We start from the raw sequence: 19,839 nt of genomic DNA on the forward strand, positions 1-19,839 counted from the left end.
CGCGCATGACACAGATCACTTCCCACTCTCCCATTCACGTCATCGGCGGCGGCCTCGCGGGCTCGGAAGCCGCATGGCAGATCGCCAATGCCGGCGTTCCGGTCATCCTGCATGAAATGCGCGGGGTGCGCGGCACTGAAGCGCACAAGACGGACGATCTTGCCGAGCTGGTGTGCTCCAACTCGTTCCGCTCCGACGATGCCACCAGCAATGCCGTCGGCGTCATCCATGCAGAAATGCGCATGGCGGGTTCGCTCATCATGGCATGTGCGGACAGGCATCAGGTGCCGGCCGGCGGCGCGCTTGCTGTGGATCGCGACGGCTTTTCGGCTGCGGTGACGCGGGCGGTACAGAGCCACCCGCTAATCACAGTTCTCCGCGAGGAAATCCAGGGCCTGCCGCCGAGGGAATGGGACCAGGCGATCATCGCCACCGGTCCGCTGACTGCGCCTGATCTTGCGAGCGCCATCCAGGCTGAAACCGGCGCGGATGCGCTCGCCTTCTTCGATGCCATTGCGCCAATCGTCTATCGCGATAGCATCAACATGGACATTTGCTGGTATCAGTCGCGTTACGACAAGGTCGGTCCCGGCGGCACGGGCAAGGACTATATCAACTGCCCGATGGACGAAGCTCAGTACAATGCCTTCGTCGATGCGCTGATCGCCGGCGACGCCGTTGGCTTCAAGGAATGGGAAGGTACGCCCTATTTCGACGGCTGCCTGCCGATCGAGGTCATGGCGGAGCGCGGGCGTGAGACGCTGCGCCATGGGCCGATGAAGCCGATGGGGCTCACCAATGCCCATAATCCCACGGTCAAGGCCTATGCCGTCGTGCAGCTCCGTCAGGACAATGCGCTGGGCACCCTCTACAATATGGTCGGTTTCCAGACGAAGCTGAAATATGGCGCGCAGGCGGAGATCTTTCGCCTGATCCCCGGTCTTGAAAATGCGGAATTCGCCCGCCTCGGCGGGCTGCACCGCAATACCTACATCAACTCGCCGACCCTGCTCGACCGCTCGCTGGTATTGAAGTCGCGCCCGGGCCTGCGTTTTGCCGGCCAGATCACCGGCTGCGAAGGCTATGTCGAAAGCGCCAGCATCGGCCTGCTCGCCGGCCGCTTCGCCGCCGCTGAGCGCAGGGGCGAAGCACCGTCGCTGCCACCGGATACGACGGCGCTCGGCTCGCTGCTGAATCACATTACCGGCGGCCATATCGTTTCGGACGAGGAGCCGGGCAAACGCTCATTTCAGCCGATGAACATCAATTTCGGGCTATTCCCGGAGCTAGAACCTGGCTCGATCGTCAAGCCGGAGGGCGTCAAGCGCTTCCGCGGCAAGGACAAGACCATCATGAAACGTCAGCTCATCGCCAAGCGCGCACTTGCCGATTGCGCCAGCTGGCTCGGTGTGCAGGCGCCCGTTTTCGCGGAAAGCGCCTGACCTAGAGCATTTTCGCTTTTCTTCGAATAGCGAAAATGCTCTATCTTCTTGTTTCCTGACGCATTCCGGACGGAAAACCCCTGCGCACTTTTCCTGGAAATGCTCCAGCGGCTTTCTTGATCTTCAGCTTGTTGCCGGCGGCGCGTGGTGCTCGAGCTTCGCGTCTTCGCCGGCGACATAATTGCCGAGCAGCCAGAGCGAGACCTCCGCAGCTTCCGCCGGCGTCTTGAACTCGAACGTGCCGTTGTGATGCGGAACATCGAGGAAATCGACGATCAAGCCGCGTCCGGTTGCTGAAATCTTGGCACGCGCCTTGCCAGGCTCGATCAGATGGACGCTGAAATGATTGCGCACGTTGCGCATAAAGCCGGCTTTGTCATCGTGGAGCCGCACGAAGACCGCCTGCCCGTCTGCGGTTGCCTGCAATTGCCGGATCGCTTCGGCCGGAAAGGCTCGGCCGAATTCCAGAATGGCAAGGCCGGTATCGTGCAGGCCGTCTTCCTTGTTCTGCGATGCCATGCGCGTCGCGTAATAGGCAATGAAGATGACGATCGCGAACAATATGCACCAGACGACAATACCCACGGCAGATCCCCCTGAAATGCAAATCAAGTGCCGGCCATCTCCATAGACGCCGAGACTTGCGCGAGCTTGGTGTATTTTAGATTTTCTTTGTGATCGACGCTATCGCCATGCGCAGCTGCCGGCGCCATTGCGGCAGCACAAGGGATCGATCGAAGATGCCGGCACCAAGCTTCTGTGCCTTCTGCAGGACAGGCTCGGCCAAGGTAACAGGCAGAAAGGCGGGGAATACGGCCTGCGGTATGGCGTCTGCCGCCCTCGCCTTGACGAGATGCTCGCGACCAAGACCGGCGAAGGCTTCGACCGCTGCCGAAATGCGCGGCTTGTCTTCACCAGCGAGAAAACTGTCGCGATCTAGCCCTGTCGCCGAGAGGATCTCCAGCGGAAGGTACACCTGCCCGCGATGGCGATTAAGCGGCATCAGAAGCAGCAAGCCGGCGATTGCCTGAGCAACGCCCGCATGGCCGGCGGCATCGGCGGAGCGTTTCGCCTCATCGGCCGACAAGACCAGGCTTGCAAGCTGGATGAGAGCAGACGCCGTCTCGCCGGCATAGCCTTCCAGGCTGCTGCGGCTTTCCATGGGATCGTCGTAGAGATCGAAGATGCGCGCATCGATCATGTTAATCAGCGTCCGGCGCGGCAAGCGATATTCTTCGATCGCGGTCAGAAGCTCGGAGGCCAGCGGATTGGCTTCGCTCGATCCGTGAGATTGCCCCTCCAGGAGATCGCGCCAGTACTGCATGCGCACCTCGCCGGGCAACGGCTCGTGCACGAGATCCCGCACGCGCGCCAGCTCTGCATTGAAGGCATAGAGCGCGGCAAGTGCCGGGCGCTTCTCTTCCGGCGCCAGCAGGCAGGCAAGATAGCGATCGCGATCGGTGTCGCGAAGCGTTGCGAGGCAGATGTCCCGGTTGCTACGGGGCGCAGCTGTTATCGTCATACCTGGATCCGAAAATCAGACGGCGATCAGCGCCGCAGCCACGGCGCGCGATTCGGACAGCATGATGTTGAATGTGCGCACGGCAGCGCCGGTGCTCATCGGGTCGGATGAAATCTGCTTTCCACGCAGGGCAGCCTTCAACTCGGCGGGAAGCGGTCGCAGCTCCATGCCGGTGCCGACAAGTAGCACTTCGATCTCGGCAGCTTCATCGAGAACCTTCTGGAAGCGATCCGGCGTCAGCGCATCGCCTTGCAGCATGTCCCAGCCGTAGATGCCCGAGGGCAGGCAAAGCAGCGAGCCGCGATGCGACATGTCGGCAAAGCGGAAGCCACCATTTCCGTAAGCGTCGATCGGCGCGCGTCCGGGGAAATGCGCGTTTCGGATTTCTATACCTTTAGCCACTGTATCACACCGCTGGTTTGCCTGACTGGATGTTGCCGGCTGCGGGTCCATTGCTCTCACCGCCGGTCTGGAACTTGTCCGGCCGCAGCTTGAACAGGATCAGCACGGGCGCCGCAATATAAATCGACGAGAAAGTGCCGACTGCGACGCCGAAAAGCAGGACGAAGGTGAAGGCACGGATCACCTCGCCGCCGAAAATATAGAGCGCGAGCAGCGCCAGAAGCGTCGTCGCGGATGTCAGAATGGTACGAGATAGTGTCTGATTGATGGAGGCATCGATCAAAATCGGCAACGGCATCTGCGAATAGCGCTTCAGGTTTTCGCGCATGCGGTCATAGACGACAACCGTGTCGTTCAGCGAATAGCCGACAATCGTCAGGATCGCGGCAATGCCGGTCATGTTGAATTCCATGCCTGATAGCACGAAGAGGCCGAGCGTCAGGATGACGTCGTGCAGTGTCGCGATGATCGCGCCGACTGCGAATTGCCATTCGAATCGAAGCCAGATGTAGATCAGAATTGCTGCCAGCGCCGCCAGGACGGCAAGGGAAGCAGTGGTGGTGATTTCACCCGATACCGCCGGGCCGACTACCTCGACGCGAGAGAAATTGTAGTTCTTGCTCAATTCGTCCTGCACCAGGGAAACGGCCGACTGTTCGGCGTTCTCGCCACCGTCCTGCGCATGGACACGAACCACGGCGCCAAGCCGATCGGCGAGCCGCTCGACGCGCACGTCGCCAGGTACGACGGCTTCAAGGCGCGTCTGAATATCCGCAACGTCGGCAACACCCTGCTTGGCGCGGACCTCGATGATCGATCCGCCGGCAAAATCGATGCCGAGGTGCATGCCGACCGTCGCGAAGGCAATGAGTGTGGCGACGGACAGCGCAGCGGAGACCGTAAACGTATAGCGGCGGATGCCCATGAAGCGAATATTGGCATTATCAAAAATGCCGCTGCGGACGCCAACCAGCAAAGTACGCGGCCTGCGGTGTGAAATCCACATATTCACCAGCGACCGCGTGACGAAGCAGGAGGTGAAGAAGGTCGAGATAACGCCGACCATCAGCGTCGCGGCAAAGCCGCGCACCGCGCCCGTGCTGGCGTAGAAGAGAATGGCGGCAACGATCAGCACTGTCAGATTGGCATCGGCCACGGTCGCAGCTGCGCGGTTGAAGCCGTGGCGCAGCGCATCGACAAGAAGATGGGTCTTCTTCTCCTCCTCGCGCACGCGCTCATAGATCAGCACCAGCGCATCGAGGCCGATGCCGATGATGAGAACGATTGCCGCAACGCCGGGCAAGGTCAGGGTGATACCGAGCAAGCCCATGAGCGCCGCGACCATGATCATGTTGATGACGAGCGAGATGGTCGCGATGATGCCGAGCAGGCGATAGAAACCGATCATCAAGGCGGCGACGAAGACCGCGGCGGCAATGCAGGCAATCAGGCCATAACGTGCCGTTTCGCCACCAAGACCGGGCTGAATGGTTCGTTCTTCGACCGTCGTCAGCGTCGCGGGCAATGGTCCGCTCTTGACCATGACGGTAAGATCCTGCGCGCCCTGGGCCGTGAAATCCCCGGGAACGTCGATCTCGCCTGTTGCTATGACCGTCTTCAGCGAGGCCGCGGAGATGACCTGGTCGTCAAGCACGACAACGATGTCCCTGCCGAGATTGTTGGCAGTCGATTGTGCAAAGCGGCGGGTCGCCTCCTGCGTCAGCTTCACGGAGACCGTGCCCTCGCCTTTTTGATTGTCAACGACCGCGACGGCATCGGAAAAATCGATGTTCGAGAGTAGCGGCTGCCGCTGCACGAGATAGCCAACGGGCGGATCATCTTCGGAAAACAGCACATCGGACCCGGCCGGTGGCTGCTTGTCCATAGCGTCCTGCACCGACATCGACTGATCTATCAGGCGGAAGCTGAGTTTGGCGGGTTGGCCGAGAAGGTTCTTCAGCCGCTGCGCATCGGCAAGATCCGGCACCTGCACGACGATGCGGTCAGACCCTTGCCTGCGGATTAAGGGTTCGCCTACGCCGAGTTGTGCGATGCGGGCGTGGATGACCTTCATCGCGCGTGCGATCGCCGATGACACATGGCTGTCGATATCGGTATCGGTGATATCGAGCGTCAGCGCACCGTTGTCACCCTGAGATAGAACCACGGACGGCTTATCCGGTCCTGATGTCAGCGGCTGCAGTGCCGTCAAGGCCGCCTGGACCTGTGCGGGATCATTGATGCGAAGCTGGATCTTGCGGCCAGTGCCGGTCAGGCCCGAATAGGCGACATTGACGGTACGCAGCCGGGTGGAGATATCGCCGACAATACTTTCCAGGCGATCCTTCTCGACATCGCCCCGTTCCATCTTCAGCAGCAGATGCGATCCGCCCCGAAGATCGAGGCCAAGCTCGATCTTTCGGTGTGCCCACCATGTTGGAAGGAATGAAAGCGCGCGCTCGCCAAGCAGATTTGGAGCGGCCAGAAGCACGCTCAAGAGAACGACGAACCAGATCAGGGTGGTCTTCCACCAGGAGACGTGCAGCATCGCTCTCTCGAATTAGGATTTCCCTACTGCGCCCCCTTTCGAACGAAAATGCAAAGGGCGCAGTAACACCTTGAATTTGTGCACAATCCTTCAAGAAAGTCGATCTCGAATTTGGAAGATGCGCAGCGGCGGCGGGAGCCGCCTCTCGGAAAGAGCCTTACGCGGCGTCCGCCTTGACGGGCTCACCCTTGACGCGAACCTCGGAAATAGCGCTGCGGACAACGCGGATGCGCACGCCATCGGCGATCTCGACTTCCAGTTCCTTTTCGTCGATGACCTTGGTGACCTTGCCGACGATGCCGCTGGTGACGATCTGATCGCCGCGACGAATATTCTTCAGGACCTCGTCACGCTTCTTCGCCTGCGCGCGCTGCGGACGGATGAGGAGGAAATACCAAACGACCATCAGCGGCACAAACAGGATGATCATTTCAAAGCCGGAACCGCCGAAGGCGCTCGCGGCCGAATCTGTTGCGCTCTGCGCATATGCGTTGGTGATAAACATCGAGAACTCCCTTGAACTCCTAGCGGGAACAAGGCCCCGCGTCAGGTGGCCGGAATATAGTTACGCGCATGGCGAATGCAACAAAAACAGCCGTCAACCGTACCGTTTTCCCGGTCTGTTAGCCTTTCAGCCCCCAAAGGAGCATGATACCCGGCAAGACAGCGCGCGCATTTTACGACTTTCTTGTTCAATATTCAGGAGGAAACGGTGACTGAAGACCAAAACGCCCTGATCCTTTCCGAAGTCCGTCGCCTTGCCGACGCTGTCGAACGTCTGGCCGGACCGGCCCCGGCCGTCAATGACTGGAATGCCGCCGACTGCTTCGTCTGGGCCCCTGCCCGACTCTATCTGCAGCCGGTACCACGGCCGAACCGTGTGGCGCTCACACTCATCCGTGGCGTCGATCACGTGCGCGATATTTTGCACGAAAATACGCTGCGTTTCGCGGAAGGTTTCGCGGCCAACAACGTGCTGCTCTGGGGCGCGCGCGGCATGGGCAAATCCTCGCTCGTCAAAGCGGTGCATGAAGACGTGCGTCGGGCGACCGGCGTTTCACTGAAGCTGATCGAAGTCCATCGCGAGGATATTTCCTCGCTGCCGGTGCTGCTCGATATCCTGAAGGCAACGCCGCATCGCATCATCATCTTCTGTGACGATCTCTCCTTCGATCATGACGACACTGCCTATAAGTCGCTGAAGGCGGCTTTGGACGGCGGCGTCGAGGGACGGCCTGATAATGTGCTGTTCTATGCGACATCCAACCGTCGCCACCTGCTGCCCCGTCATATGATGGAAAACGAACAGTCGACCGCCATCAATCCTTCGGAAGCCGTCGAGGAAAAGGTTTCGCTCTCCGATCGCTTCGGCCTCTGGCTCGGCTTTCATAAATGCAGCCAGGAAGACTATCTGCAGATGATCGACGCCTATGCCGATCACTTCAAGCTCGATCTTGATCGCGCCCAAATGCATCACGAAGCCCTGGAGTGGGCGACGACCCGCGGCGCCCGTTCCGGTCGCGTCGCCTGGCAATATGTCCAGGATCTGGCCGGCCGGCTGCGCATCGTGCTGGAGCGTGATTGATCCTCAATCGATCAACATCGCCATAAACGACAAAAAGCCCGGCATTGACCGGGCTTTTTGCAGAGTCCTTGAGACGCACTACCTATTCAAGGAACGTCATTGGGTTGACCGGGGCCGAATTCTTGCGGACTTCGAAGTGCAGTTGCGGCTGGCTGACATTGCCGCTCATGCCCGACGTCGCCAGCGTCTGGCCGCGCTGGACCTTCTGGCCGCGAGCGACGCTAAGCGCGTCCGCGTGGCCATAGACCGTTACCGTGCCGTCGTCGTGGCGGACGAGGACGGTGTTGCCGAGTTCTTTCAGGCCGTTGCCGGCGTAGATGACGACACCGTTTTCGGCAGCCTTGATCGGGGTGCCCTCCGGAACGGAGATGTCGATGCCGTCGTTGCGGCTACCGTTGACGTTGGCGCCATAGCCGGCGACAACAGCGCCGCGAACTGGCCAGCGATACTTGCCGATACCGGTCGCCTCAGGCGCATCGGCCTGCGCATCCGACTTTGCGGCATCATTGATGGACTGGCTCGGAGAAGCGGATGCAACTTCCTTCGGCTTGGCGGGGGCATCAGCTGCCGCATCGGCATGGGCGGTAACCTTAGGTGCTTGCTTGGCGATGGGGTCGGCGGCGGCCTGCTTCGGCTCTACAGGCAGTGCGCCCGGCTTGACCGACGCCTTCTGCGGCTCGATCGAAGCGGTCTTGACCGGATCTGCGGCAGCGACACCACCGTGCGGCAACGCGAGCGCCTGACCGATGCGAATGCTGTCGCCGGCCTGCATGTTGTTCGCACGCTTCAGTTCGGCGACGCTCACGCCGCTTTCTTTGGCAATTCTCGCCAGCGAGTCACCTGGCTTGACGACATAGGTGGCCTTCGGCGTTGGCCCCTTGCCATTGCCGGCTGCGAGCTTATTGGGATCGGCAAGGCCAGCCTGGGACTTGCCGCGCATCTGGTTGCCGGAAGGCAGCGCAAGCGCTTCCTGCTGCGGCGCCTTGGCCGGACCGGGCATCTTGCCGCCCTTGGAAAGATCCGTCGCTTCAGCGGCCATCTTGGCCGGACCTGAGACACCTGCCCCATTCATCGTCGGAATGACGATCTGCTGGCCTGGCTGCGCGGCGGCGCCATTCCGCAGGCCGTTCGCCCGCAGGATTTCCTTTTCCGGAACGCCATAGCGGCGCGACAGCAGCGCAATGTTTTCACCCTGATGCAGCATCACGCTCGGAGCATTGACCGTGGTCCAGCCGGGAGACATCTGCTGCGCGGCGGCCGCCTTGATCGTGCCGGTAGACATCGTGTCGGGAGCAAGCGCCGGTGCGGCGCGGGAACCATTGCCACGCGACGAGGGGAACGGCTGCGCGAGCGCTTCGGCTTGCCCTTGCGATGCCGCACGAGGACGACCGGCATTGGCGGAAGCGCCGGGAGGAGCGAGATCGGCGCGCTGAATTGCGACAGGAGCGGTCGAAGCCCGTGCGCTGGAATAGGACGGATTATAGCGGGCCGGAGAGTTGGGGTACGGTTGCGACACCGGCGCGCTCTGCTGCGAATAATCCTGCTGGCCGTAGCCGCCCGCCTGAGCAACGTCGGCGCGGGGCACCGGATCACCATTCGGACCATTGAGGCCGCGCCGGTTGATCGAGCCGGTCGTTACATTGTCTGTCTTGTTGAAAAGACCGCTGAAGCGGGTCGTGTCCGAACTGCAAGCTGTGGCAGTACTCGCCAGAAGAACGGCCACCAGGACTTTCCCTGCCGATTTGCTGACGTTTGAAGAAAGACTGAAACCCATGACTCGACCCACTTAAGACGCAACCGATTATGGGTCGATTAAAGCGCGTTAATCTTACCATGCGGTTAAAGCACTGGTGCGGCATGTGTTTTTTTGAGGAATTGATAACCATAGAAAATGAAACGGTGCCAATTGCCCGTTTCCATAGGGGCGTCAGCCCGAATTGAGCCTCAAAGATAAGAGGCGAGCATGGGAACGATGGGCTGGTAGGGAACGTCGAATAATTCTTCGCGCTCGAATCGGCTTCCCGTCTTCGTCAGGCGCACCAGACGACACGTATGCTCATCGACGATAAGTGGGGCTATCATCGAGCCGCCGGACACCAGCTGTTCCGCATAGAAGCGCGGCATCGTGGTAAAGGCGGCAGTGACCAGAATGCGGTCGAACGTGCCCTCGCCCGGCAAACCGGCGCTGCCGTCCGCCTGGCGGATGATGACATTGCGCAGGCCGAGCGCATCCATGCGCTGCTGCGCCGATGTCGTCAGCGTCTTGTAGCGATCGACCGTCAGCACGCGCTCGACGATCCGCCCCATGACGGCAGCGGTGAAGCCGCTGCCCGTACCAATTTCGAGCACGCGGTGGCCAGGCTTGATCTTCAGGCTGTGAAGAATACGCACTACCAAATCGATGCCTTCCATGAAGGCACCGCAATCGATTGGAATCGTCCGGCTGGAATAGGCATCATCGGCGAACTGCACCGGCACGAAAGGCATGCGCGGCGTCTGCTCGACCGCCGTCATCAGATCGATATCCAATATGCCCTCTGCCCGCAGCCGCAAAACCACAGCCGCAAAGCCTTCCTTTTCCACCAAACGAGGTGTCAATCCGCTACTCCATACCGAGCGCCCGCGCCACGCGGTCCTGCGCCGAATAATCCGTCAAATCGAGTTTCAAAGGCGTTACCGAAATACGATTTTGTTTCAACGCCTGAATATCAGTGCCCGGACGGAAGATACCGTTTCGCTCGCCGAAGCGAAGCCAATAATATGGGAATCCGCGGCCATCCGCCCGCTCCTCGACCTGCACGTTGAAGGCAAGATTGCCTTGTGCAGTCACTTCCGCTCCGTCGACTTCTTCGGGGCGACAGTTCGGAAAGTTCAGATTGAGGAACGTCCCGTCAGGCAAATCGACAGTCATCAGCTTGTTGAGCAAAGCAGGCGCATGCGTTTCGGCGACATCCCAGGGCACAACGCGGGAGCCATTTTCATAGAGATAGGCTTGGCTCAGCGCAAAGGAACGAACACCTTGCAGGGTGCCCTCGATGGCACCGGCTATGGTGCCGGAATAGGTGACGTCGTCGGCAACATTCGAGCCGGAATTGACGCCCGAAAGCACCAGATCCGGCTTGACGTCCATCACCTGGCGGATTGCCATGATGATGCAATCCGTCGGCGTTCCCCTGAGTGCATAATGCTTCTCGGAAACCTTGCGCATGCGCAACGGCTCGGAAAGGCTCAATGAGTGGGCAAGTCCACTCTGATCCGTCTCGGGCGCGACAACCCAGACATCGTCGGACAGAGTGCGGGCGATACGCTCCAACGCCGCCAGACCTTCGGCATGAATGCCGTCATCATTGGTCAGAAGAATACGCATCGCCCCACCACCCGATTATGCTGCTTTTTCGATCCTCTTCAGACCACCCATATATGGCAGGAGTGCGTCGGGGACCGTGACCGAGCCGTCGGCATTGAGATAATTCTCAAGGACGGCGATGAGGCAGCGACCGACTGCAGTGCCAGAACCGTTCAGCGTGTGAACGAATTTGGTGTTCTTATCGTCCTTGCCGCGGTAGCGGGCGTTCATGCGCCGCGCCTGGAAATCTCCACAGACCGAGCAGGACGAAATCTCGCGATAGGTATCCTGCCCCGGCAGCCAGACCTCAAGATCGTAGGTCTTGCGTGCGCCAAAGCCCATATCGCCGGTCGAGAGCGTCATGACGCGATAATGCAGGCCGAGGCGCTTCAGCACCTCTTCCGCGCAAGCCGTCATCCGCTCATGTTCGGCAACGGAGCTTTCCGCATCGGTGATCGACACGAGCTCGCACTTCCAGAACTGATGCTGGCGCAGCATGCCGCGCGTGTCGCGGCCGGCAGAGCCTGCTTCCGAGCGAAAGGATGGCGTCAGAGCCGTGAAGCGCAGTGGCAGCTTCTCTTGATCAAGGATCTCGCCGGAAACGAGATTGGTCAGCGAAACCTCCGCCGTCGGGATCAGCCAGCGACCGTCCGTGGTCCTGAAGGAATCCTCGGAAAATTTCGGCAGCTGACCTGTTCCGAACATCGCCTCGTCGCGTACCATCAGCGGTGCGCTGACTTCGGTATAGCCATGCTCGCTGGTGTGGAGATCAAGCATGAACTGGCCAAGCGCGCGCTCAAGACGAGCAAGCTGCGCGGTCAGCACCGTAAAGCGCGAGCCTGACAGTTTTGCTGCGCGCTCGAAATCCATGTAGCCGAGCGCTTCACCGATTTCGAAGTGCTCTTTCGGCTGATGGTTCCATGTGGGCTTCGAGCCCCAGAGATGATTGACGACGTTGTCGTGCTCGTCCTTGCCGACAGGCACGTCCTCGAGCGGGATGTTCGGAATGCGCGACAGCGCATCATTGAGCTCGGCCGTAAGCGTGCGCTCTTCTTCTTCCGCAGCCGGAAGCGAAACTTTGAGGTCGGCGACTTCCGCCTTCAGCTTTTCGGCAAGCTCGCTGTTCTTCTGCGCCATCGCCGCGCCGATTTCCTTGGACGCGGCGTTGCGGCGGGACTGCATGTCCTGGACGGACTGGACGACGGAGCGGCGCTTCTCGTCGAGCGCTATGAGGCTTTGCGACTGAGGCTCCGCACCGCGCTTTGCAAGCGCTGCATCGAAAGCTTCGGCATTCTCACGAATCCATCTGATATCAAGCATCTTCGTTCCAGGTCGTTTGACATAAGTATAACTCCGACCGAGGTCTCGGTCGGAGGTCGAAACGGCAATAGCTGGGAAACGAGGCTGAACCTTCCTCGCCTAGACGTCGTCCGTCTTGGTGATCTCGGAAGTCCCGCCACTCTCTTCAAGCGCTTGCCGGCTACGCTGGCGTTCTACGAGTCTCGCCGCATAGATGGAAATCTCGTAGAGAAGGATCGTCGGCAGTGCAAGGCCGATCTGGGACATCGGATCTGGCGGTGTCAGCACGGCGGCGACGATAAACGCGAAAACGATGGCGAACTTGCGCTTCTCCGCGAGCCAGGCCGACGTCAGCAGGCCGACGCGCGCAAGCAGCGTGGTGATGACGGGAAGCTGGAAGACGAGGCCGAAGGAAAAGACCAGCGTCATGATGAGGCTCAGATATTCCGAGACCTTCGGCAACAGCGCGATGCCCACCTGACCTTCGGCTGGCGCCTGCTGCATCTTCAGGAAGAACCACATGACCATGGGCGTGAAGAAGAAGTAGACAAGTGCAGCGCCCATGAGGAACAGGATCGGCGACGCGATCAGGAACGGCAAGAAGGCGGAACGCTCGTTCTTATAGAGACCCGGCGCCACGAACTTGTAGATCTGCGCGGCGATGATCGGGAATGAAATCACCAAGGCGCCAAACATTGCGACCTTCACCTGCGTGAAGAAGAATTCCTGCGGCGCGGTGTAGATCAGCTCGGACTTCGCGAGATCGAGATGAGCCCATTCGACGGCCCATTTGTATGGATAGACCAGATAATTGAAGAGATGCTTCGCCACAGCGAAACATCCGATGAAGGCAACGAAGAACGCAACGAGCGACCAGATCAGCCGCGTGCGCAATTCCATAAGGTGTTCGATAAGCGGCTGCGGCTTATCGTCGATGTCACCCGTCATGCCTGGTCCTTCTTCTTGGGCGTTTTAGGCGTGGCCTTGCTCGCTGTGGCAGCCGCACGCTTCCTGGGAGCTGGAGGCGCTTTCTCTACGGCAGCAGCGGTCGCGACCTTGCGCGGGGCTCGCTTTGGTTTTTCCGTCACGATCGGTGTCTGAACGGCAAAAGCTGCGACCTCGTCGAACTTGGCGACAGCCTTCGAGCGCGGCTTACGCACGGCCTTTGGCTTCTTGGCGGGTTCGCTTGCAGCGGCAATCGGCTGCGGAACGATTGCGGCCACTGTCTCGGCAGACGCCGGCGACGGGTTGCTCGAACCGGCAGACGTCGGAGATGAGGCCGCAAGAGCTTCCGGCAGGCCGGACGTCACACCGGGAACCGGCTCAGACGGCAACGGAGTCGCGGCCGGAGCTGCTTTATCCGGCGTTGCCGCACGCTGCAGATCGGCCTTTATCTCATTGCCCATTTCCCGCAGCGGGTTCATGGCTTCCCGCAGTGAGTTGACCGGATTGAGCTTCTGGGCGTCGGCGATTGTCTGGCGCACATCGTCCAGATCTGCCTCGCGCATGGCTTCATCAAACTGGGCACGAAAGTCGCCAGCGACCTTCCTGGCCCGCGCCGTCATCTTACCGATGGTCCGCAATGTCGACGGCAACTCCTTGGGGCCAATCACCACCAAAGCCACGACGCCAATAACCACAAGCTCGGACCAGCCTATATCGAACATGCAAAGGCTCCTGGGCTAACGGCAAACCTTTCAGCTTGCGCCTGCCCGACATGATTACTTCGTTTCGTCAGCCTTGTGCTCGACCGTACGGGACGTCGTCGTCGCGGATGTCGACGTATCCTCGTCGTCGTTCATGCCCTTCTTGAAGCTCTTGATGCCCTTGGCGACATCACCCATCAGCTCCGGAATCTTTCCACGGCCGAATAACAACAGCGCGATGGCCAGGACGATCAGCCAGTGCCATATGCTTAGAGAACCCATTGCTTTAACTCCCAATTACAGTGTCTTTTCGATGTAAGACGTTTGCGGATGTTTTTCAAACACGAAAATGTAGTACATCCACGCATATCGGGATAGCGAACGCCGATGCGGGCGACCGAACGTCTCCAAGCCGAGAGGATGATTGTTATATTCGCACCCGCTGATGGCGAAAGAGAGACCTGACGCTCCGTTTCGCGAAAATTCTGCCGATGCGATTGCGGCCGCCTTTCAGGAACAGGCCGATGGTTCAATCGCTTGAGCCGCTCGGTGGCAGGATGCCGAGTTCCTCCAGATCCAGCTGCGTGATCGGATCTTCATCCTCGGTGAGCTCATCACTCATCAATGGCGAGGGAATGTTGAAATTGGCCGGGATACGGCCCGAGAGCAGCCCCGCCCCTTTCAACTCTTCGAGACCAGGCAGATCCCGCAGCTCTTCCAGGCCGAAATGATCGAGGAAATCACGCGTCGTGCCGAGCGTCACCGGCCGTCCCGGTGTGCGGCGACGACCACGGAAGCGGACCCAGCCGGCTTCCATCAGCACGTCGAGCGTACCCTTGGAGGTCTGCACGCCCCTGATATCTTCGATCTCGGCACGCGTGACGGGTTGGTGGTAGGCGATAATGGCCAACACTTCCAGCGCAGCACGGGACAGCTTGCGTACCTCACTTTCATCGCGCCGGATCACGAAGGAGAGATCTGCGGCCGTACGGAAGGCCCAGGCGCCATCCACCTGCACGAGATTGACGCCACGCATCGCGTAATCGGCCTTGAGCTTCTGCATAATGGCTGGAATATCGATACCACGCGCCACGCGCTCGGCAATGAAAGCTTCGGAAACCGGCTGCGCCGAGGCGAAAACCAGCGCTTCGGCGATGCGCTCGGCCTCACTCAGCAGACGATCGTCCACATCGGGCGTCTCCGCCTCGTGCCCAACATGCTGCTCTTCGTCGTCCGGTTTCGTCACGCGTTCCCTGCCCTATTCAGCTGCTTCCAGTGACGAATGCTTCGGCCCGCGCCGCATGTAAAGCGGCTGAAACGCGCCTTCCTGACGAATTTCGAGCTGCCCCTCGCGCACCAGTTCGAGCGAAGCTGCAAAGGCGCTGGCGATCGCCGTCGCCCGCTCGCTTGAAGTCGTCATATAGCTCAGCAGATAGTGCTCCAGGGCTGTCCAATCGGTAATTTCGCCAATCATGCGGTCAAGGATGACGCGGGCATCGGCGAGCGACCAGACACGGCGCTTCTCGATCGTCACCTGGGTCACGGCCTGGCGCTGACGCAGGCTGGCATAGGCGGTCAGGAGATCATAAAGGCTGGCATCGAAGGCCGATTGGCGGCGATCCGGAATATGCTCCGGCGCGCCACGCGCGAAGATATCGCGGCCGAGGCGGTTGCGATTGACGAGATCGGTTGCGGCATCGCGCATGGCCTCAAGGCGCTTCAGGCGGAAGGCAAGCGTTGCCGCCATCTCCTCGCCCGTCGGCCCGTCTTCCTTGCTCTGCTGAGGGATGAGCAGCTTGGATTTCAAATAGGCGAGCCATGCGGCCATGACGAGATAATCGGCCGCAAGCTCTATACGGATGCGCCGGGCGCTGTCGATGAACTGAAGATATTGCTCGGCAAGCGCCAGAACGGAGATTCGGGAAAGGTCGACTTTCTGGGTGCGCGCGAGATGCAGCAGAAGATCAAGCGGTCCTTCAAAGCCGGCAAGATCGACGACAAGCGACGGTTCGTGCGAGCCGCGCTGCGCCTCGCCTTCCTGCCAGAGCTTGTCCATCGGCGTTGCCGCCTGCTGAAGCTTGTCCGTGCTGCCGCTCACTCTGTCACCCGTCCGTTCCTAGAAGTCCGGTTTTACGCTACGGCGAAGATCGCGTCGAATTCCGCTCGAATAGAGGCTTCATCGGCACCATCATTCCTGCCGAAAGCCGCTTCGACCGCCTTGGCCCTTGCCAGCGACGCACCCGCCAGCGCGGGAACATTGCGAACCACCTGCTGCATCTCGTCCATGACACCATTGCAATGCAGCACGATATCGCATCCGCCCGCAACAATATTTGCTGCGCGCTCGCTAATCGTGCCCTTCAGCGCATTCATCGAGGTATCGTCCGACAGGAGTAGCCCCTGGAAACCGATATAGCCGCGGATAATCTCCTCGTTCACCTTGCGCGACGTCGTGGCCGGATTTTCGGGATCGATATCGGTGAAGACGACATGGCACGTCATCGCCATCAGCTCATCCTTGAGAGCCACGAAAGGCGCGAAATCATGCGCCTCCAGCTCCGCGCGCGGAACCGAAACAACAGGCAATTCATGATGCGAATCGGCAAAGCCGCGGCCATGGCCGGGCATATGCTTCATAACGGGCAGCACGCCGCCGGCTTTCAGACCTTCCGCGGCAGCACGCCCCATCTCCGTCACCGTCACCGGATCGGAGCCATAGGCGCGATTACCGATGACGTTGCTCGATCCCTCCACAGGCACGTCCAGCACCGGCAAGCAATCGACATTGATGCCAAACTTCAGCAAATCGAAGGCGTGGAGCCGCGACATCAGCCATGCGGCACGCAGGCCTCGTTCGCGATCCTGGCGATAGATATCGCCGAGTGCCTGCCCCGAGGGATAATGTTGGAGGATCGGCGGACGGATGCGCTGCACCCTGCCGCCTTCCTGATCGATGAAAACCGGTGCATCGCGCCCGACGCTGTCGCGCAGGGACGCAACGAGATCGGCGATCTGCGCCGGCTCGGAAATATTGCGTCCGAACAGGATAAAGCCCCAGGGCTGCTCCCCCTGATAAAAGGATCGCTCTTCGGGGGTGATGGTGTGGCCGCTACAGCCGAGGATCATGGATTTCGATTCGGTCATATCCGAATCATAAGGCTTGCGCCGGGAAATGCGAGTGACGTCAAGCGGAGATGCACAGGAACAGCGCGCTCCAAATGAAAACGGCGAGCCGATGCTCGCCGTTTTCCAAGTTTCGTATCTGATTTTACTTCGAAATCAGGCAGGTGCCGCCGGCGGCGCGGTAGCGCGTGCAGATGGCAGCGGCATCATCCTTCGAGCCGGCGACGACGCGGACGCGATAATATGTGCCCTTGCCGGCGATATCGGCCTTGCGAATCTCCAGAGGATGGTTGCCGATGACGCTGGCGAACTTGACCTTGAGGTTTGCCTGCGACTTCTGTGCGTCGGCCTCCGTCGGCAGGGATGCGATCTGCACACCGTAGGTGCCGCCGCTTGCAGCGGAGGTGGCAGCTGGAGTTGCAGTCGCCGGGCTAGCAGATGCGACCTGCTTCGGCTGGACCTTGGGCTGAGCTTGAGCCTGGGCTTCCTGGGCCGGAGCAGCCGTATTCGCCTTTGCGGCGGGCTCCGGACGTGCCGTCGGAACCGGGTTCGTCTTGACAACGCGGATCGGCGTGCTCTCGGCACTAGCGGCATCGGTATCATCCGACTGGTTTGCGGCCGGCGCATTTGCTGGAGACGGACGCGAACTAGTGGATGCGACCGGATTGTTTGCCGGCTTGGCGGCTGCAGTCGTCGTATCGGCAACCGGTTCGTCGCGCGGCACCAGTGAACCATCCGCCTTGACGATCATCGTGCGCACCTTGCGCGGCGAGACCGACGGCACCTGTTCGTCGTTGTTGGCGGCGACATTGGTGTTGCCGCCATTCTGGTTCGGCAGCAGGCGTGGATCTTCGGTTTCACCGACCGGCGTCGGCGTGACCTGATCGCCGCTTCCGTCATCCGGAGATACGGCTTCGGGAATCAGCGTCTTCTGGACGACATCGACAGGCTGCTCGTTGGAGGAGACAAGCTCCTTCTGCTTCGGTGCCGCTGTGCTGTCGCCGGCAACGCGGTCGTAGACGGCCTTGTCCTGATTCGGAACGACGGTGCCGCCTGGATTTTCCGGAGCGACCTTTACCGGATCGCTGTCGGCTGCAATCACGCGCGGCTCACCCGAGAAGCTGGAGATTGGCGCGCCGTGACGGATCCAGCTGTAGGCGCCGTAAGCACCGACGCCAAGAACCACGATGACAGCGGCAGTCGTCACCATTCCACGAACAGAGCGAACCGGGCGACGGTTGGCCGCAGGGTTCAGCGTCATCCTGGCGACATTCTCGACAGGCGTCGCGGCTTCGCGATAGCTGCGGCGGAAGTCCTCTTCCAGCGCACGCTCGAACTCGTCGAACTCTTCGATCGGCTGCTTTGCGACGGGCACGGCAGGCTGGGCAGCAGCATTCTTCGACCAGGAAGCGGCGGTAGCGGCGCCACCAAGTGCGGCGGCAACAGCCGGCTTGATCGGCTCAGGTGCTGCTTCCTTGGCCGGAGTACCGAGCAGGCTCGCCATTTCCGAATCGAGATCGAAATCAAATTCCGACGGCACCGCGATCGGCTCCTCCGGCTCGATTGCCGGCAGATGCGGAACATGGGAACCCTCGAAGGTTTCGACACGCTCCTCCGTCTCGGCGATTTCCGTCGGATCAAACGGCAGTGGCTGATCAGCTTCGAATACCGGCGCGGCCATAGTCGCTGCAGGCGCAGCATTTACGGCAGACGTTTGGATAGACTGCACGGGCTGGGGCGCTGCGGCGGCAAATACCGGAGCAGCAGGCGCAGGCGCAACGGGCGTTGCGCGGGAAAGGGCCGGCTCCGCCATCGGAGCGGCGGCAGCCGACTGCCGTGCGGCAGAAGACTTATCGGCCTCAGCGAAATCGAGACCAGCAAGTTCCATCTCGATATCGGCCAGATCGAATTCGAAGTCCTGATCGGTGAAGGGATCTTCCGCGCCGAAGGTAATCGGCTTTGCCTCTTCGCGCTGCGCTACAGGGGCCGGAGCGACCGGCAGTTCTGCAAGCTCCGAGAAGGAGGCGCTGAAACCTTCGAAAGCTGGCTCTTCCTTAGCAACCGGCGCATCGGTCTTGGATGGAACCGGATAGCGATTCACATCAGCCAGAAGGGCATCGATCTCAGCCGAAAGTGCGGCCGGATCGGCCTTGACCACCTTTGGCGGCTCGGGCGCATGAAAGACGGCCGGAGCCGGCTGGGATATGGCGGGCTGAGCGACTGGTTCCGGCGCGCGCGCAGGCTCCACAGGGCCGAACGCCTCGAAATCGACGGCGCTATCGAACAGCGCTTCGTCGGAAGCGGCCTTCGGTGAGAGAACAGCAGCCGGCGTGAATTGCTCACGCGGGGCAGCCGGGGTTGCCAGCGTAAAGTTGGCAAGCGGCAGCCTTATGGTGGCGGCAGCGGATTGCGGCGTCGGCTTCAGCACCGGAGCAGCCGGTTGCGGCTCGACGGACACGGGCTTTTGCGCCGGCTGCAAAACCGGCGCAATCGACATTTCGAGCTCGTCGATCAGATCGCGAGCACCGATCGTCGGCTTGATGGGAGCCACCGGCTGCGGCACAGGCTCTTCGAACTTCGGCTCTTCAAACTTGGGCTCAGCCTGTACCGGCTCAGCAGGAAGAGCGGCCTGCTCATGGCTCGGCGGCGACATCTGCTCCGCCGGAGCCGAAATGTCATTTGCCGGACTCATTCGCGGCGTATCGTACCGCTCGAATTCGCGAAGAAGCTCGTCTTCGAGGTTGAAGGCGGGATCCTGCCGTTGAACCGGAGCACTCTCCTGAGCAGCGGGGCGCGGCTCGAAACCTACGATACGAGCAAGTTCCGCAAGCGGATCATCATCCGCAAAGAACTTGTCGTTTCCGCTTGCGCGATACGCGAACTGTTTTTCTGCCATCACCCGTTCCACTCGAAAACGCTTCAACTG

General features: G+C 60.6%; 18 protein-coding genes. 2 read left to right on the forward strand and 16 right to left on the reverse strand.

The features are described 5' to 3' along the window. Window positions 1-5: 5 nt before the first annotated feature. Complete coding sequence (gene trmFO, locus FHT85_RS23975) at window positions 6-1,442, forward strand: methylenetetrahydrofolate--tRNA-(uracil(54)-C(5))-methyltransferase (FADH(2)-oxidizing) TrmFO (protein WP_112412109.1); 1,437 nt, start codon at window positions 6-8, stop codon at window positions 1,440-1,442. A gap of 123 nt (window positions 1,443-1,565) precedes the next feature. On the opposite strand, the gene FHT85_RS23980 is transcribed toward trmFO, so the two are convergent. From FHT85_RS23980 to yajC, 5 genes are all read right to left on the reverse strand, one after another. Beyond that, window positions 1,566-2,027 carry a hypothetical protein gene (locus FHT85_RS23980; RefSeq protein WP_112412108.1) on the reverse strand — a complete coding sequence of 154 codons (462 nt, stop codon included), beginning with the start codon at window positions 2,025-2,027 and terminating at the stop codon, window positions 1,566-1,568. 76 nt (window positions 2,028-2,103) lie between these two features. Beyond that, entirely contained in the window at window positions 2,104-2,964 is an 861-nt protein-coding gene (locus FHT85_RS23985) for a phytoene/squalene synthase family protein (protein WP_112412107.1), read from the reverse strand. Window positions 2,965-2,979: 15 nt separating this feature from the next. After that, window positions 2,980-3,366 carry an Mth938-like domain-containing protein gene (locus tag FHT85_RS23990; RefSeq protein WP_069611981.1) on the reverse strand — a complete coding sequence of 129 codons (387 nt, stop codon included), beginning with the start codon at window positions 3,364-3,366 and terminating at the stop codon, window positions 2,980-2,982. 4 nt (window positions 3,367-3,370) lie between these two features. After that, window positions 3,371-5,914: a protein translocase subunit SecDF gene (gene secDF, locus FHT85_RS23995; RefSeq protein WP_112412106.1), complete on the reverse strand. Its 2,544-nt coding sequence runs from the start codon at window positions 5,912-5,914 to the stop codon at window positions 3,371-3,373. A 157-nt stretch (window positions 5,915-6,071) separates the two neighbouring features. Further along, window positions 6,072-6,419 (reverse strand): preprotein translocase subunit YajC, encoded by a 348-nt coding sequence (yajC, locus tag FHT85_RS24000; protein WP_015339695.1) that lies wholly within the window; start codon window positions 6,417-6,419, stop codon window positions 6,072-6,074. A gap of 207 nt (window positions 6,420-6,626) precedes the next feature. On the opposite strand from yajC, the gene FHT85_RS24005 reads away from it, so the two are divergent. Further along, window positions 6,627-7,499, forward strand: a complete 873-nt coding sequence (locus FHT85_RS24005; protein ID WP_112412151.1) for an ATP-binding protein — start codon at window positions 6,627-6,629, stop codon at window positions 7,497-7,499. Window positions 7,500-7,581: 82 nt separating this feature from the next. On the opposite strand, the gene FHT85_RS24010 is transcribed toward FHT85_RS24005, so the two are convergent. The 11 genes from FHT85_RS24010 to FHT85_RS24060 all read right to left on the reverse strand — a co-directional run bounded on the left by FHT85_RS24010 (window position 7,582) and on the right by FHT85_RS24060 (window position 19,809). Next, window positions 7,582-9,273, reverse strand: a complete 1,692-nt coding sequence (locus tag FHT85_RS24010; protein WP_112412105.1) for a LysM peptidoglycan-binding domain-containing M23 family metallopeptidase — start codon at window positions 9,271-9,273, stop codon at window positions 7,582-7,584. Between the two features lie 170 nt (window positions 9,274-9,443). Beyond that, a complete protein-coding gene (locus FHT85_RS24015; protein ID WP_041677382.1) occupies window positions 9,444-10,097 on the reverse strand; it encodes a protein-L-isoaspartate(D-aspartate) O-methyltransferase in 654 nt (217 codons plus the stop codon). A gap of 4 nt (window positions 10,098-10,101) precedes the next feature. Further along, on the reverse strand, window positions 10,102-10,866 hold the full coding sequence (gene surE, locus FHT85_RS24020; protein WP_112412104.1) for a 5'/3'-nucleotidase SurE: 765 nt from the start codon (window positions 10,864-10,866) through the stop codon (window positions 10,102-10,104). Window positions 10,867-10,881: 15 nt separating this feature from the next. Further along, window positions 10,882-12,165, reverse strand: coding sequence for a serine--tRNA ligase (gene serS, locus FHT85_RS24025; RefSeq protein WP_112412103.1), 1,284 nt, complete (start codon window positions 12,163-12,165; stop codon window positions 10,882-10,884). A gap of 99 nt (window positions 12,166-12,264) precedes the next feature. Then, window positions 12,265-13,092, reverse strand: coding sequence for a twin-arginine translocase subunit TatC (tatC, locus tag FHT85_RS24030; RefSeq protein ID WP_112338279.1), 828 nt, complete (start codon window positions 13,090-13,092; stop codon window positions 12,265-12,267). Then, the gene (gene tatB / locus FHT85_RS24035; RefSeq protein ID WP_112412102.1) at window positions 13,089-13,811 is read right to left on the reverse strand and encodes a Sec-independent protein translocase protein TatB; all 723 of its coding nucleotides are present in this window, start codon (window positions 13,809-13,811) and stop codon (window positions 13,089-13,091) included. Before tatB ends, tatC begins: the two co-directional genes overlap by 4 nt. Window positions 13,812-13,865: 54 nt before the next feature. Next, window positions 13,866-14,072: a twin-arginine translocase TatA/TatE family subunit gene (locus FHT85_RS24040; RefSeq protein ID WP_015339687.1), complete on the reverse strand. Its 207-nt coding sequence runs from the start codon at window positions 14,070-14,072 to the stop codon at window positions 13,866-13,868. A 247-nt stretch (window positions 14,073-14,319) separates the two neighbouring features. Then, entirely contained in the window at window positions 14,320-14,979 is a 660-nt protein-coding gene (scpB, locus tag FHT85_RS24045; RefSeq protein ID WP_312861358.1) for an SMC-Scp complex subunit ScpB, read from the reverse strand. 69 nt (window positions 14,980-15,048) lie between these two features. Further along, on the reverse strand, window positions 15,049-15,846 hold the full coding sequence (locus tag FHT85_RS24050) for a segregation and condensation protein A (RefSeq protein ID WP_051043255.1): 798 nt from the start codon (window positions 15,844-15,846) through the stop codon (window positions 15,049-15,051). 74 nt (window positions 15,847-15,920) lie between these two features. Next, entirely contained in the window at window positions 15,921-16,934 is a 1,014-nt protein-coding gene (gene nagZ, locus FHT85_RS24055) for a beta-N-acetylhexosaminidase (RefSeq protein WP_112412100.1), read from the reverse strand. Window positions 16,935-17,058: 124 nt separating this feature from the next. Beyond that, window positions 17,059-19,809, reverse strand: a complete 2,751-nt coding sequence (locus FHT85_RS24060) for an SPOR domain-containing protein (RefSeq protein WP_183774357.1) — start codon at window positions 19,807-19,809, stop codon at window positions 17,059-17,061. Window positions 19,810-19,839 lie beyond the last annotated feature (30 nt).

It is taken from the genome of Rhizobium sp. BK312 (assembly GCF_014193605.1).
In the GTDB taxonomy this organism is placed as follows: domain Bacteria; phylum Pseudomonadota; class Alphaproteobacteria; order Rhizobiales; family Rhizobiaceae; genus Rhizobium.

Bases quoted from the DNA above. Each gene is read 5' to 3' on its own strand.
- nagZ (WP_112412100.1), bottom strand. From the start codon at position 16,934: ATGACCGAATCGAAATCCATGATCCTCGGCTGTAGCGGCCACACCATC.
- secDF (WP_112412106.1), bottom strand. From the start codon at position 5,914: ATGCTGCACGTCTCCTGGTGGAAGACCACCCTGATCTGGTTCGTCGTT.
- yajC (WP_015339695.1), bottom strand. From the start codon at position 6,419: ATGTTTATCACCAACGCATATGCGCAGAGCGCAACAGATTCGGCCGCG.
- FHT85_RS24050 (WP_051043255.1), bottom strand. From the start codon at position 15,846: ATGGACAAGCTCTGGCAGGAAGGCGAGGCGCAGCGCGGCTCGCACGAA.
- tatC (WP_112338279.1), bottom strand. From the start codon at position 13,092: ATGACGGGTGACATCGACGATAAGCCGCAGCCGCTTATCGAACACCTT.
- trmFO (WP_112412109.1), top strand. From the start codon at position 6: ATGACACAGATCACTTCCCACTCTCCCATTCACGTCATCGGCGGCGGC.
- FHT85_RS24040 (WP_015339687.1), bottom strand. From the start codon at position 14,072: ATGGGTTCTCTAAGCATATGGCACTGGCTGATCGTCCTGGCCATCGCG.
- tatB (WP_112412102.1), bottom strand. From the start codon at position 13,811: ATGTTCGATATAGGCTGGTCCGAGCTTGTGGTTATTGGCGTCGTGGCT.
- FHT85_RS24010 (WP_112412105.1), bottom strand. From the start codon at position 9,273: ATGGGTTTCAGTCTTTCTTCAAACGTCAGCAAATCGGCAGGGAAAGTC.
- surE (WP_112412104.1), bottom strand. From the start codon at position 10,866: ATGCGTATTCTTCTGACCAATGATGACGGCATTCATGCCGAAGGTCTG.
- FHT85_RS23985 (WP_112412107.1), bottom strand. From the start codon at position 2,964: ATGACGATAACAGCTGCGCCCCGTAGCAACCGGGACATCTGCCTCGCA.
- serS (WP_112412103.1), bottom strand. From the start codon at position 12,165: ATGCTTGATATCAGATGGATTCGTGAGAATGCCGAAGCTTTCGATGCA.
- FHT85_RS24060 (WP_183774357.1), bottom strand. From the start codon at position 19,809: ATGGCAGAAAAACAGTTCGCGTATCGCGCAAGCGGAAACGACAAGTTC.